The organism is Microbacterium pseudoresistens, assembly GCF_013409745.1.
Taxonomy (GTDB): Bacteria; Actinomycetota; Actinomycetes; order Actinomycetales; family Microbacteriaceae; genus Microbacterium; species Microbacterium pseudoresistens.
Window position 1 is genome coordinate 1,164,810 of record NZ_JACCBH010000001.1, and the last position, 13,624, is coordinate 1,178,433.

The window sequence follows — 13,624 nt, forward strand, 5'->3', positions numbered from 1 at the left end:
GCGGATGCCGATCCCTGCGATTCTAGGCGTCGCACCCCCGGGAACCCTGGAGGCGTACGGGGGCCGGCCCGGGTGCGCGCGCCGGCCGTGCGCCCGCTCGCCGCGTAGAGTGTCGCCGTGCTCCGACACCTCATCCCCCGGCCCGACGCCGTGCGGGCGGCCGCCCTCGCCGCCGACCTCGACGCCGCCGACCTGCGCTCCGACCCGCTGCGCGCCGCCTGGGGCGCCGAGGCCGACGACGCCCTTGCCCGCGGCATGCGCTCGCCGCTGCTGGCGGCGCTGGGCGAGCGCGACGACCCGCTCGCCGTGCTCGGGCGCTTCTTCGTGCTCGGGATGCCGCAGCCGGCCGACGCGGTCGCCGCAGCGCTGCCGCGCACGGGCATCGACGGGCTGGAGGCTCTCGGTCTCGCCTACCGCGATGGTGCGCAGGTCGTTCCGGCGGCGCTCGTGCGCCCGCAGTCGTTCGTCGATGTCGACGGCGTGGGCGAGTGGTGGATCGCAAGCGATCTCGACGAGACGGCCCTCGGCACCGCGCTGCCGGCCGACCACGTGCTCGGTGTCGGCGGTGCGACGCGCACGCTGGCGGGGCTGGTCATGCCCGCCGCCGTCGATCGGGCGCTCGATCTGGGCACCGGATGCGGCATCCAGGCCCTGCTGGTCGCCCGCCACGCGGGGCGCGTCGTGGCCACCGATATCTCCGCCCGCGCGCTCGCGTACGCCGAGCTGAACGCCGAGCTGGCCGGCGTGCACAACATCGACTTCCGTCAGGGGAGCATGTTCGAGCCGGTGGCGGGGGAGTCGTTCGACCTCATCGTCTCCAACCCGCCATTCGTCATCACCCCTCGCGTCGAGGAGGTGACGGCGTACGAGTACCGTGACGGCGGTCTCATCGGCGATGCGCTGGTCGAGGAGTTCGTGCGGCGGGCGCCCGCCCACCTCAATCCGGGCGGCGCCGCGCAGCTGCTCGGCAACTGGGAGACGCGCGACGGTGTGCCCGGCCGCGACCGGCTGGAGTCGTGGATCGCCCCCGAGTTGGATGCGTGGGTCGTCGAGCGTGAGACGCTCAGCCCCCTGCGCTACGCGGAGCTGTGGATCCGCGACGGCGGCACCACGCCGCGCGAGGAGACGTTCGAACCGCTCCTCGATGCCTGGTGCGACGACTTCGCCGCGCGCGGGGTGACGGAGATCGGGTTCGGATACGTGCTGCTGCGCCGGCCTCCCGCCCCCGAATCCGGGGGAGCGTCCGAGAGGACGCCCGCGCCGCTGCGCCGCCTCGAACACGTCGAGCAGCCCGTGTCGAGCGCCGGGCGCGCCTTCGCCACGGGCCTGCGGGCGCACGATCTGCTCGCCGGCGGCATGCCCGAGCGGCTCGTCGTCGCGAGCGACGTCACCGAGGCTCGGCACCACATGCCCGGGCAGGATGCGCCGAGCGTGATCGAGCTGCACCAGGGCGGCGGATTCGGGCGCACCGTCGCCGTGGATCCCGCGCTCGCCGGGTTCGTCGGGGCGTGCGACGGTGAGCTCACGGTCGCGCAGATCGTCGCGGCGCTGGCTGACCTGTTCGAGGTGCCGCTCGCCGACCTGTGGGCGGAGCTGGAGCCCCGCATCCGCGCCCTGATGATCGACGGCTTCCTTCTTCCGGCGTCGTGAACACGGCGCCCGTGATCCCTCCCCGACTGGACGGCATATCCCCCAGTGCACGGGTTGTTTCCGTGAAGAAGCCGTGCACTCGGCGACAAGCCGCGCACTCGCGATGGATGCGGGTCGGGCTGGCGCGGGCATCCCGGGAATGCGGGATCAGTTCCATGCGTTCGCATAGATCGTGAAGGCTTTCGGATTCCTCTCTTTCGGGCATTACGCGGATATGCCCGGCTCTGCCACTCGTACGGCGGGCGACATGCTGCGTCAGACGATCGAGATCGCGCAGGGCGCCGACGAGATCGGCGTCAACGGCGCGTACGTGCGGGTGCATCACTTCGCTCGCCAGTCCGCGTCTCCGATGCCGTTGCTGTCGGCGATGGCGGCGACGACGACGCGGATCGAGGTGGGTACGGGCGTCATCGACATGCGCTACGAGAACCCGCTGTACTTCGCCGAGGAGGCCGCCGCGCTCGATCTCATCGCCGACGGGCGGATCGCGCTGGGCATCAGCCGCGGTTCACCGGAGACCGCGCTGCGCGGCTACGAGGCCTTCGGGTACACCGGGTCGGAGGATCCGCGGGGAGCGGACCTCGCCCGCGACAAGTTCGATCTCTTCCTCGAAGCGATCAACGGCGCGGGCGTCGTGCAGGGCGATCCGCGTCAGGTGGGCGAGGGTCGGTATCTTGCCGTCGAGCCGCGGTCCGAGACGCTGCGCGATCACATCTGGTGGGGTTCGGGCTCGCGGGCGACCGCCGAGGAGACCGGCCGCAAGGGGCTCAACCTCATGAGCTCCACGCTCGTGACGGAGGCCACCGGCCAGCCGTTCCACGAGCTGCAGCGCGAGCAGATCGACCTGTACCGCGCCGCGTACAAGGAGGCCGGCCACACGGGTGCCCCGCGGGTGTCGGTGAGCCGCAGCGTGTTCCCGCTCGTCACCGATCAGGACCGCGCGTACTTCGGCCTGCGTTCGGCGGAGAGCGGCGACCAGATCGGCGTGATCGACGGGCACCGCTCGACCTTCGGCAAGACCTATGCGGATGAGCCGGATGCGCTCATCGAGCAGTTGAAGAACGACGAGGCGGTCATGGCCGCCGACACCCTCATGATCACGATCCCCAACCAGCTGGGCCCGGAGTACAACCTGCACGTGTTGCAGGCGTTCGCCGAGCACGTCGCCCCCGCCCTCGGCTGGCGGCCGAACACGGAGGGCCCGGTCACCGGCGACCCCGTGTGATGCACCCTGTCGGGAGGACGACGCGGCCTCGGGACGAGCATTCTGCTCCACATCTCCTCCCGAACCGGAGTTCTCCTCCCGAAGTGGTGGCGCAGGACGAGGCGAAGCGCGAGTTCGACAAGGATCCCGATGAACTCCTCGTGCTCGCCATCGAGGTCGGGCACCGCCGCGACATCTATCGGTGAGCGCCGCGCCATCATCCTGCAGCCCCGAGACGACTCCGGTCGTAGGGTGAGACGATGACCGAGGCGCTGGATGAGGGACCGTTCTTCCACGGCACGATCGCCGAGCTGCATCCGGGCGATCTCTTCGAGGCCGGACGGCCTTCGAACTACAAGCCCGAGGTCGTGATGAACCACATCTACTTCACCGCCCTCCGCGACGGCGCGGGACTGGCGGCCGAGGTGGCGGTGGAGCTCGCCGACGGGGCCGGCACGCCGCACGTCTACGAGGTGGAGCCGACGGGCCCGTTCGAGAACGATCCGAACGTGACCGACAAGAAGTTCCCCGGCAACCCCACCCGCTCGTTCCGCAGCAGCGCGCCGCTGCGCGTGATCCGCGAGGTGGACGACTGGACGCGCCTCACCCCCGAGGCGCTGCAGATGTGGCGCGAGCGCCTGGCGGGCATCCGCGCGAACCCGGACGCCGAGATCATCAACTGATCGGACTTTCGCTGACCCCCGCGTCAGTCCCTCGACGGGTCGCCGAACAGCCCCTTGCCCTTCGAATGCAGCAGGTCGTACGCCTCGGAGAAGGTCTGCGGGGCCTGCGACTCGGGCAGTCCCTCGCGCGCCAGCAGCAGTCCGAGCAGACCGTGCGCGGGCGGGGTGAGCGGCTTGTGCTTGTGCAGATGCGCCGGATGCGCCGGCTTGTCCTCGGGGTTGGCCGGCGTGAACGACGGGCTCGTGTCGGGCCAGTCGGCCGGATGCCGGGGCTTGTCGAGGTTGATGACGTTGAACAGGTCGTTCGCCGTGGCATCCCGACGCGTCAGCGGCTTGAGCCCGTGCAGCCGGTTGAGGGTGGCGATCACCGATCCGTGGTGCATCTGGTCGCTGATCACGGTGCCGCTGCGCGTGTACGCCGACACGGCGATGGCCGGCACACGGCATCCGAGCCGGTCGAAGGCGAAGCCCATCTCGCCCGGGCCCGAGTCGTCGGGCGGTGTGGCCGAGGGCGGGGCGACGTGGTCGTAGCATCCCCCGTGCTCGTCGAAGGTGATCAGCAGCAGGGTGTTGACCGCATTCGATCCGTTCTCGCTCTTGCTCTCCCGCACGGCCGTGTAGATGTCGTGGATGAGCTCATCGCCCGCGCGCACATCGGAGTACGCGCTGTTGATGACGGCCGACCCGTCGACGTCGCTCTCGTGCAGGTGCCCGAACGGCGGGTGGAAGTCGTTGTGGTTGTAGATCATCCGCGGCTCGATGAAGGCGTACGCGGGCAGGCGGCCGTGCTCGACGTCGGCGTAGAAGTCGTCCATGGTGCCGAAGTGGTCGGTGCGCCAGAACTTCTCCAGCACGGGGGCGTGCAGCACCCCGGTGAACGACACCATCTGCAGCTCATCGAAGTAGATCTTCCACGGGATGCCGGCGTCCTCCAGCCGGTTGAAGATCGTCGGGGCTTTCGGGGCGTCCAACCACTTGTCGTATCCGCCGCCGTGCTTGTTGGTCACGAAGCCGTGCGAGGTGGAGGCGTGGAAGAACGAGCGGTTGCAGAAGGTCTGCGAGGGCACCGCGCAGAACCAGCTGTCGAACACGGCGAACTCGCGCGCGAGCGTCGACAGCGTCGGCAGCATCTCGGGCGAGAACGAGCCCATGATGTGCCGCGCCTTGTCGGGTTCGGGCGGAGCGCCCTTCGTCAGCCGGGTGTAGTTGCTGATGTAGTCGTCGAGGAACCCGCTCATGGTGGGCTGTTCGCCGTGCTTCGGCCCGTTGTACGGCGGCTTCATCTCGCCGGTCGAGACTCCGAAGTTCTCGGGCGGATCGATCGTGCCGAAGATCTGCGTGTTGACGTGCGGATACTCCTCGCCCGGATCCGGGTCGGGGTAGGTCATGATCCGGTCGGTCGGGCCCTCGTACACGTGCGCGGCGACGGTCGTGCCGTCGGATGCGGTGTTCGCGTAGTCGCCGAACGCGAGGCCGTCGAAGCTCTGCCCCTTGGGCAGGTTCTCCTTGGTGTAGAGGTAGCCGAGCAGGTTGTCGAAGGAGCGGTTCTCGCCCATGACGACGACGATGTGGTCGAAGCCCGGCGCGTGGCGGGGCGAGAGGGCGCCGTAGTCGTCGGCCGCCTCGAGGAATCCCTCGCGCTGGCCCATCGCGAATCCGGCGGCCGCGCCCGCGCCGCCGCCGACCACGGCGCCCGCCGCGGTGAACCCGCCGATGCGCAGGAAGTCTCGACGCGACGTCTTCTTCTTCTCGGCGGCCTGCGCCGAAGCCTTGGTCGGTCTGGTACGCCCCATGCGCTCGATCCTATTCGGGCACTGAGCGCCCCGTCTCGGATGCGCGCCGCAGACGCAGCGCTCCGATGAGTCCGAGCAGCAGGAATGCGGCCGCGATGAGCAGCGACCACCGGGTCGCGTCGGCGAACCCGGCGCTGAGGGCGTTCACGGCGGCGGTGGTCTGATCGCCCAGGGCGCTGGCGTCGCCCTGAGCGCGCAGTTGCGTGATCATCGTGCCGGCCGACTGCCGGGTGCTCTCGGCGAGCTGATCCGCCGCCGTTCCCGTGATGCCTGCCGCATCCAGCGACCTCGGCAGCGTGAGCGCGAGCGCGATCGATAGCGCGGCTCCCGCGAAGGCGGTGCCGAGGGCCGAGCCGATCTGGCGCACGGTGCTCTGGGTGGCTGAGCCCTGCCCCGAGACCTCGACGGGGATGTCGCGCAGCACGGTGCCGGTGAGCTGGGCCGAGGCGAGGCCGAGCCCCAGGCCGTAGACGGTGAGCGGGATGGCGACGAGCCACCCCGGCGAGGACGCGCTGAGCAGCAGCGCCACGGCGACCACGCCGACGACCTCGAGACCGAGCCCGATGAGCACGGTGCCCGGCGAGCCGAACCGCGCGGCGAGGTGCCGGGCCGCCGCGCCGGAGAGGAAGGCGCCCACCGCCATCGCGGCGAGCACGAGCCCTGCCCCCATCACATCGAGGCCGAGCGCGTTGATGAGGTACAGCGGCAGGACGAAGATGATCGCGAACTCGCCGACTGCGACCATGGCGGCGGTGATATTGCCCCACGAGAACGTGGAGTACGAGAACAGGTGGAGGTTGAGCAGCGCCGAGCGGCGCACCTTCTCGCGATGCCGCTCCCAGATCACGAACAGGGTCAGCGCGAGGGCGGCGACCGCGAGCGCCACGGGCACGATCGAGATCGGCGCGTCGGCGGGCCAGATCCAGCCGAAGATCGACAGCTCCGCTTTCGGCGTCCACCATCCGAGATCCGGGCCCTCGATCACGGCGAACACGAGAGCGCCGAAGCCGAGGGCGCTCAGCATCGCGCCGTCGACATCCGCACCGGGGCGCTGCGCGGAGCCGCGCGTCTCGGGCACCGTGAGCAGCGCGGCGACGAGCACGAGCGCCCCGAGGGGGAGGTTGACGAGGAAGATCCAGTGCCACGAGGTCCACTGGGTGAGCGCCCCGCCGGCGAGCGGGCCCACGGCGGCGGCGCCCGAGATCACCGCGCCCCACACGCCGAACGCCGCTGCGCGGTAGCGCCCGCGGAACACCGCGTTGACCGTGGAGAGCGTCGACGGCATGATCAGTGCGGCGCCCACGGCCTGCACGGCGCGGGCCACGATGAGCATCCCGGCATCCGCCGAGAGCGCGGCCATCAGACTGCCCGCCATGAACACGACGAGGCCCGCGAGGAAGAGGCGCTTGCGCCCCCAGCGGTCGGCGAGCTTGCCGGTGGACAGCAGGAGTGCCGCGAGGATCACCGCGTACAGGCTGTTGACCCACTGCGCATCGGTGAGGTCGAGGCCAAGATCGCCGATGATGGCGGGGAGGGCGACGCCCACGATCGTGCCGTCGAGCACGATCAGGCCGAGCCCGATCGAGAGCACGGCGAGCGCGAGCCATTCCCGGCGGGTGGGTGCGGTCTCGGTCGTGGGCGTCGTCACGGCGTCAGGCTCTCATGCCTGCGCGGAGTCCGCCGCAGCGGATCCGGCGGTCACGGCCGGCGTGCGCGAAACCACGGCGCGGCGCAGGGCGATGAACAGCACGATCATGCCGGCGGTGAGCAGGATGTGCCCGACTCCTGCGATGCCGGCGATCATGCCGCTGGATTCCTGGCCGAGCACGGTGAGGCTGCCGTGCCACACGAGCATGCCGGCGGTCACGACGAGCCCGGCGTTGTAGAGCCAGAAGAACCACGCGAACAGCTTCGGGCTGCGCGAGATCGTGAACGCCTTCTCCAGCAGCAGCACGATGAGCAGCACGATGAAGCCGAGGGTCAGCAGGTGGGTGTGCACGACGGCGAGCTGCGTGTACTGGCCCTCGGGAAAGCCGTTGGCCTTGGTGAACTCGCGGTAGAACAGGCCGGAGGCGACGCCGACGAGCATGTAGATGAACGCGGCGTTGAGCAGCTTCTTCATGGTCTTCCTTACTTCGGGACGGGATGGATGACCGGGCTCAGAGGAGCCCGGTCTCTCGGGCGACGTGGATGGCGCGCGAGCGGCTGTCGACGTCGAGCTTGGTGAAGATGTGGGCGAGGTGGCTCTTCACGGTCGCCTCCGTGACGAACAGGGCGCGAGCGATCTCCTTGTTCGACGATCCGTTGGCGAGCAGCCGCATCACCTCGATCTCGCGGTCGGTGAGCCGCGGCGGAGGGTTGCGCATGCCGCGCAGCACGCGGGTGGCGAGGTCGGGGGCGAGGAACAGGTCGCCCGCGGCGGCCCGCTGGATGCCCTCGGCGATCACCTCCGGCGCGACGTCCTTGAGCAGATAGCCCGCGGCACCCGCCTCGATCGCGCCGAGGATCTCGGCATCCCGATCGAAGGTCGTGAGGATGAGCACGGCCGGTGCCGGGTCGAGGGCGCGCAGGGCCGCGGTGGTCTGGATGCCGTCGATGCCGTCGCCCAGACGCAGATCGCACAGCACGACGTCGGGATGCAGGTGGCCGGCGAGGGTGATCGCCTCTTCTCCGGTCGCGGCTTCGCCCACGACCTGCACAGCATCCGACTCGAGCACGGCGCGCAGGCCGCTGCGCACCACGGGATGGTCGTCGACGAGCAGCACGGTGGTCATCGCTCATCCTCCTTCGCGGTGATCGTCGGGTTCCCCGCGGCGCTCGCGGCGGGGTTCGTGGCGGCGTTCGTCGCGGTCGGGTCGGCGTGGAGCGGCAGGTGCACGGAGATCGCCGTGCCCTCCCTGGGGGCGCTCTCGATGTCGAGACCGCCGCCGAGCTCGCGCAGGCGCGAGCGCATGAACCGCAGACCGTAGCTCGACGACGCCGCATCGTCGGCGCCCTCCCAGGCGGCGACGTCGAAGCCGCGGCCGTCGTCGGTGATGTCCAGCCGCACGCTCTGGTCGGCGTCGATGAGGCTCATCACCACGCGGGTCGCCTGGGCGTGCAGCCGCACGTTGGCAAGGGCAGACTGGGCCGTGCGCAGCAGCGCGACCTCGACCTCGGTGGGCAGCAGCGGCAGGGTGTCGTCGACGTGCAGCTCGGCCTGCAGTCCCACCTCGTCGTGCGCGCGGTCGAGCATCCGCCGCAGTGCCGCGGCCAGGGCGTCGTCTTCGAGCTCGGCCGGGGCGAGTGCCGCGACGATGCGGCGTACATCCGCCAGGCTGTCGCCGGCGAGCGTCTCGACCTGGGTGAGGGTGCGCGCCGCCGCCGGGTCGTCGGTGCGGCCGCCGGCGTGGGCGAGCAGGCGGATGGAGGAGAGCGCCTGCGCAATGGTGTCGTGGATGTCGCGCGAGATCCGGGTGCGCTCGGCGATGGCCCCGGACTGGCGCTGTGCGAGGGCGAGCTCGTCCTGCAGCTCGGCGGTCTCCTGCTGTGCGCGGGTGAGCGAGGCCACGAGCCGCTCGCGTTCGGCCGCATCGCGCAGCAGCTGCAGGTAGCCGCGTGAGATGCCGAAGGCGAAGACGCCGCCGATGAGGGGGCCGAAGACGTTGGCGTAGCTGGTCGTGCCGTGATGCAGGATCGGCGCGGCGATGACGACGACGAGAACCAGGGCCGAGAACGGCAGCCCCCAGCGCAGGGGCAGCAGGTGCCCTGCGAGCAGCCACAGCAGAAAGGCCAGCCAGATGAACTCGGGCGACACCGCGACGGCGGCGATCCAGACGACGGCGAACCCCAGGAGCCAGCCCACGACGAGACGGCGCGAGCGGGTCTTCGACGGCAGAATCGTGCCCGCGGTGTGCCAGGCGAGGATCGCCAGGCCCGTGATCACGGCGGTCGGGATGGCCGTGCCGTCACCGATCGCGCGGATTACGCCGATCGCGGTGAGCAGCAGGGCGATGGCGTGCTGGCCGACCTCCATCGCCCGCACGGTGGCGCTCGCCCGCAGGTGCGCGCCTCCGTCGGCGCGGGGTGGGCCCGGATCAGGCCCGGTCAGCGGCGAGTTCACGAGGCTCATGGCTCGATTCTCCTCGGGTCGGCGCGTCGCCGTGCGATTCCGGCACGCCGCGCCGCAGCGATCCGGGCCACCAGATCCGCTCGCCGACGAGGGCGAAGATCGCGGGCACGATGATGGTGCGCACCACGAGGGTGTCGACGATCACGCCCACCCCGACGATGAGCCCGAGCTGTCCGAGGGTCACCAGCGGCAGCACGCCGAGCGCCGCGAACACGGCCGCCAGCACGATGCCGGCGCTCGTGATCACACTGCCGGTGTGCGCGATCGCCTCGACCATCCCGGCCTTCGTGCCTCGAGCGGATGCCTCGGCGCGCGCCCGGTGCACGAGGAAGATCGTGTAGTCGATGCCCAGCGCCACGAGGAAGAGGAAGGCGAGTAACGGCACCTGCAGATCCAGGGCATGCTGGCCGAACAGCACCCGGCTGAGCCACGCGCCCGCGCCGATCGCGGCGACGGCGCTGGCGAGGTTCACGACGAGTAGCAGCACGGGGGCGATCAGCGAGCGCAGCAGGATGAGCAGCACGAGGAAGCTGACGGCGAGCACGAGCGGTGCGATGAGCAGCAGATCCTGCTGATTGCCGGTGCGCGCATCCAGGTCGGTCGCCACGGCGCCGCCGACCACGGCATCCGCACCGGGCAGGGCGTGCACGGCCTCGCGCAGCTCGCCGATCTGATCCAGGCTCGCCTGTGTGCTGGGGGCGTACTCGCTGGTGACCATGATCTTGGTCAGCGTGTCGTCCGTCGTGGTGCCGACCGGATGCGCGCGCACGACGCCCTCGACCTCGCCGGCCGCGGCGACCACGTCGGCAGCCTTCGCGGAGTCGGCGACGATGAAGATCGGCTGCGCCTCACCAGGGGGGAAGTGCGCGGAGAGCACCTCGAGGCCCGCGGCCGACTCGGACTGCACCCGGAACTTCTCGATCTGGTCGAGCCCGACCGAGGTTCCGAACAGTCCCGCCGCCATCACGGCGAGCAGCGCGACACCGCCGAGCAGGCTCACGACGGGTCGGGCGACGACCCGCGAGGCCACGGCGCGCCAGGCGCGCCCGGGGCGGCGGGTGTCGCCGGGGCGGGGGACGAACGGCCAGAACACCCTGCGGCCGCACACCGCGAGCAGGGGCGGAAGCAGGAACAGCACGGATGCCAGGGCGATGAGCAGGCCGATGGCCGAGGAGATGCCCAGCCCGTGCGTCCCGGGGATCACGGCGAGCCCGAGGGTGAGCAGCGCCAGCACCACGGTCACATTCGAGGCGAGGATGGCCGGTGCCGTCTTGCGCCAGGCGGTGCTCAGCGCGGCGCGGTGGTCGTCGGTGGCCAGCAGCTCCTCGCGGTAGCGGGAGATGAGCAGCAGGGCGTAGTTCGTGCCCGCGCCGAACACGAGCACGCTGATGATGCCCGCGTCGAACTGCAGCCCCCACAGCGATCCGGCCGCCGCGGTCATCCGCCCGGCCAGGCCGTCGGCCAGGGCGACGACGACGAGCGGGACCAGCCACAGCACGGGGGAGCGGTAGGTGACGATGAGCAGCACCGCGACGATGAGGATCGTCACGAGCAGCAGGGTGAAGTCAGCACTCGCGAAGGAGGAGGCGATGTCGGCGCCGAATGCGGGCCCGCCGGTCACCTGCAGGGCGAGGCCGTCGGGGGTGCTGTCTGCGAGGTCGTCGCGCAGCGCCTGGATGGTCTCGGCGGTCTCGGCGTTGGTCTCGCCGACGGTGATCGGCGTGACGAGCACGGCGGCTTTGCCGTCGTCGCTCGCGACGGGGCCGGAGGGATCGGCATCCGCGTGTTCGGCGAGCAGGGGCAGCAGCTTCTCCAGTGCCGTGGTGTCGGCGTCGGTGAGCACGTCGCCGTCGTCGCGCGAGGCGACCACGATGACCGACTGGCGATCCGCGTTCGGGAACTCGTCCAGCAGTGCGCTCGTCTGGGCCGATTCGGAGTCGGTCGGCGACTGCGCAGTGCCCTCGGGCGCCTTGGCGGAGCCGAAGGCGCCGAAGAGCATGACCATGACGAGGAGCACGACGCCGAGCGAGATCCAGGCGCCGCGACGCGAGGTGAGGCGGTCGGAGAAGCGGGGGCGAACACGGGAATCTGCCATGTCATCCACTCCAACAAGCATCGCGGCGCGGATCATCGCGCATCGGGCGGAATCGGATGTCATCCATTCGATGGAGATGGGTGTCATCCGACGGCTCGTGGCGGCACGTGCGCGACCCCGTGTGTCCCCCAGGCGCCCGTACCCGCGTCAGGCGATCTCGGCGGCGATCCTCTCGGGGTCGGGGCTCTCGGCCATCAGCGAGACGATCGGGCCGAGGGCGGCGCGCACCGTCATGACGCGCATCACGGTCTCACGCAGCCACGCCACGACCCGGCCGCGGCGGAACATGAGCTTTGCGAGCGTGCGTGAATTGGCCTGCGCCTTCTCCACGCGAGGACGCTCGCGCGCTTCCCACACCGCGAGCGACCGGCCCAGCCGCACACGATCGGTCGCGGCGAGCACGGCGGCGAGAACTCGGGCCGACTCCATCGCCATCGCCGCGCCGATCCCGGCGGTGGGCAGGAATCCGTCCGCGGCATCGCCGAGCAGCACGGCGCCGTCGACGGTCCATCGCGCCGCGCGCACGTCGTCGAGGCGCCAGAAGAACGGTTCGGGATCGTGCTCCACGGCATCCAGGGCACCGCGCAGACGCGGGCCGGGGTCGTCGAGGCGCGCACGAACGGTGCGGGCGAATGCCGCGGCATCCGGTCGCACCTCGTCTTCCGGGCCGCCGAGGAAGACGCCGATCCGATCGAGCACGGGGTATGCGCCGACGAAGCATCCATCGCCCCACAGCTCCTCGGCGAGTTCGGCATCCTCGTCGTCCTCGCTCCACACGACCCAGCCGCCCCACCCCGTGCGGCAGCGTGTGACGGGGCCCACGTCGAGGAGGGTGCGCACCGTCGACCCGATGCCGTCGGCGCCGACGAGCAGATCGACCTCGACCGTCGTCGTGTCACCGGTGTCGTCGGCGAGCGTGACGCGGGTGACGCCGTCGGCGCGCTGCATGTCGTGGGCGCTGAGCCCCGTGGTGATCGCGCAGCCGTCCGCCGTCAGCACCTCGAGCAGGGCGCCCCGATCGATGCCGCGATAGTCGCCGTACGAGGCGAGCAGGCCGCCCAGGTCGTCGGTGCGCAGGGCGCGCCCGCGGTGCGAGCGGAAACGGAACCGCCGCAGCGGCACACTGCGACGCGCATACTCGTCGTGCACGCCGAGCTCGCCGAAGACGCCGGTCGTGTTCGGCATGAGGGCGAGCATGTAGCCCGGATGCCCGGCGGGATCGATCCGGTCGACGAGGATCGGATGGATGCCGCGTCGACGCAGCAGCTGAGCCAGGGTCACCCCGGCCATCCCTGCTCCGACAATGAGGATACGCACCGCGTCGTCAGTCTGCGCGTCGATCTGCGCGCGCAGCGAGGTCTGCTCGAACACGTCGGCCTTCTTTCCGGACGGCGGTACTGGACCATCCGGTCCATAATCTTACGCGCCTGTGGACCGCATGGTCCAGTACGATCTCCTCGTGACCGATCCTCTGCCGCTGTCCGCCCCGCGCCATCGCCGACTCGTCGACGCGGCGGTCGCGGAGTTCGCCTCGGCCGGGTACGACGGCGCGTCGCTGAACCGCATCATCCGAGCGGCTGGTATGAGCAAGAGCTCCTTCTACCATTTCGTCGCGTCGAAGGCCGAGCTGTTCGACGCCGTCGTGCGCCTGCTCCTCGCCGACATCGCGCAGCGCTGGCACCCACCCACCCCTGGTGCCTTCGCCACCGACTTCTGGGGCGAGGCGGATGCCGTGCTCGCCGACCTGGCACGGCTTTCGGCAGACGATGACGCGCTGCGCGCCCTGGGCCGGCTGTTCTACCTCGATGCCCCCGCGGCCACGCCGACGGATGCGCGGATGCGGCTTCTCGACGACGTGCGCGTCTGGGTGAGGGGCGTCATCCGCGTCGGCGCCGGGTCGGGTGCCGTCCGCACCGACATCCCCGCGGAGCTGCTGGCCGACACGACCTTCGCCGTGCTCCGCGCGGTCGACGAGTGGGCTGTCGGCGGCGCGGGGGCGGGTGATCCGTCGGTCGACGAGCGCGCCGCCCGCATCCCGGGTCTTCTCCTGCGCTCGCTGCTCACAGCGCAGGAAAGCTGAACCGTCGC

At 70.9% G+C, this 13,624-nt stretch carries 11 protein-coding genes; 4 read left to right on the forward strand and 7 right to left on the reverse strand.

The genetic code is table 11. From position 1 onward, the window contains the following. Window positions 1–117: 117 nt before the first annotated feature. The 3 genes from BKA02_RS05730 to arr all read left to right on the forward strand — a co-directional run bounded on the left by BKA02_RS05730 (window position 118) and on the right by arr (window position 3,537). The gene (locus BKA02_RS05730) at window positions 118–1,650 is read left to right on the forward strand and encodes a class I SAM-dependent methyltransferase (RefSeq protein WP_343045359.1); all 1,533 of its coding nucleotides are present in this window, start codon (window positions 118–120) and stop codon (window positions 1,648–1,650) included. A gap of 172 nt (window positions 1,651–1,822) precedes the next feature. Then, window positions 1,823–2,875 (forward strand): LLM class flavin-dependent oxidoreductase, encoded by a 1,053-nt coding sequence (locus BKA02_RS05735; RefSeq protein ID WP_179432106.1) that lies wholly within the window; start codon window positions 1,823–1,825, stop codon window positions 2,873–2,875. Between the two features lie 239 nt (window positions 2,876–3,114). Further along, complete coding sequence (gene arr / locus BKA02_RS05740; RefSeq protein WP_179432108.1) at window positions 3,115–3,537, forward strand: NAD(+)--rifampin ADP-ribosyltransferase; 423 nt, start codon at window positions 3,115–3,117, stop codon at window positions 3,535–3,537. Between the two features lie 23 nt (window positions 3,538–3,560). On the opposite strand, the gene BKA02_RS05745 is transcribed toward arr, so the two are convergent. The 7 genes from BKA02_RS05745 to BKA02_RS05775 form a co-directional block, all read right to left on the reverse strand. Further along, on the reverse strand, window positions 3,561–5,330 hold the full coding sequence (locus tag BKA02_RS05745; RefSeq protein WP_179432110.1) for an alkaline phosphatase family protein: 1,770 nt from the start codon (window positions 5,328–5,330) through the stop codon (window positions 3,561–3,563). Window positions 5,331–5,340: 10 nt separating this feature from the next. Next, complete coding sequence (locus tag BKA02_RS05750; protein WP_179432112.1) at window positions 5,341–6,978, reverse strand: DHA2 family efflux MFS transporter permease subunit; 1,638 nt, start codon at window positions 6,976–6,978, stop codon at window positions 5,341–5,343. Between the two features lie 12 nt (window positions 6,979–6,990). Beyond that, complete coding sequence (locus BKA02_RS05755; protein ID WP_179432114.1) at window positions 6,991–7,452, reverse strand: DUF2871 domain-containing protein; 462 nt, start codon at window positions 7,450–7,452, stop codon at window positions 6,991–6,993. 37 nt (window positions 7,453–7,489) lie between these two features. Beyond that, window positions 7,490–8,104 carry a response regulator gene (locus BKA02_RS05760; protein WP_179432116.1) on the reverse strand — a complete coding sequence of 205 codons (615 nt, stop codon included), beginning with the start codon at window positions 8,102–8,104 and terminating at the stop codon, window positions 7,490–7,492. After that, complete coding sequence (locus BKA02_RS05765) at window positions 8,101–9,441, reverse strand: sensor histidine kinase (RefSeq protein WP_179432118.1); 1,341 nt, start codon at window positions 9,439–9,441, stop codon at window positions 8,101–8,103. Before BKA02_RS05765 ends, BKA02_RS05760 begins: the two co-directional genes overlap by 4 nt. Then, entirely contained in the window at window positions 9,407–11,536 is a 2,130-nt protein-coding gene (locus BKA02_RS05770; protein ID WP_246285981.1) for an MMPL family transporter, read from the reverse strand. Before BKA02_RS05770 ends, BKA02_RS05765 begins: the two co-directional genes overlap by 35 nt. Window positions 11,537–11,683: 147 nt before the next feature. After that, entirely contained in the window at window positions 11,684–12,907 is a 1,224-nt protein-coding gene (locus BKA02_RS05775; protein WP_179432120.1) for an FAD-dependent monooxygenase, read from the reverse strand. Between the two features lie 88 nt (window positions 12,908–12,995). On the opposite strand from BKA02_RS05775, the gene BKA02_RS05780 reads away from it, so the two are divergent. Next, window positions 12,996–13,616 (forward strand): TetR family transcriptional regulator, encoded by a 621-nt coding sequence (locus BKA02_RS05780; protein WP_179432122.1) that lies wholly within the window; start codon window positions 12,996–12,998, stop codon window positions 13,614–13,616. The last annotated feature ends 8 nt before the right edge of the window (window positions 13,617–13,624 follow it).

Excerpts from the sequence above, each read along its gene's own strand:
- BKA02_RS05765 (WP_179432118.1), bottom strand. The coding sequence starts at position 9,441 with ATGAGCCTCGTGAACTCGCCGCTGACCGGGCCTGATCCGGGCCCACCC.
- BKA02_RS05770 (WP_246285981.1), bottom strand. The coding sequence starts at position 11,536 with ATGGCAGATTCCCGTGTTCGCCCCCGCTTCTCCGACCGCCTCACCTCG.
- arr (WP_179432108.1), top strand. The coding sequence starts at position 3,115 with ATGACCGAGGCGCTGGATGAGGGACCGTTCTTCCACGGCACGATCGCC.
- BKA02_RS05755 (WP_179432114.1), bottom strand. The coding sequence starts at position 7,452 with ATGAAGAAGCTGCTCAACGCCGCGTTCATCTACATGCTCGTCGGCGTC.
- BKA02_RS05760 (WP_179432116.1), bottom strand. The coding sequence starts at position 8,104 with ATGACCACCGTGCTGCTCGTCGACGACCATCCCGTGGTGCGCAGCGGC.
- BKA02_RS05745 (WP_179432110.1), bottom strand. The coding sequence starts at position 5,330 with ATGGGGCGTACCAGACCGACCAAGGCTTCGGCGCAGGCCGCCGAGAAG.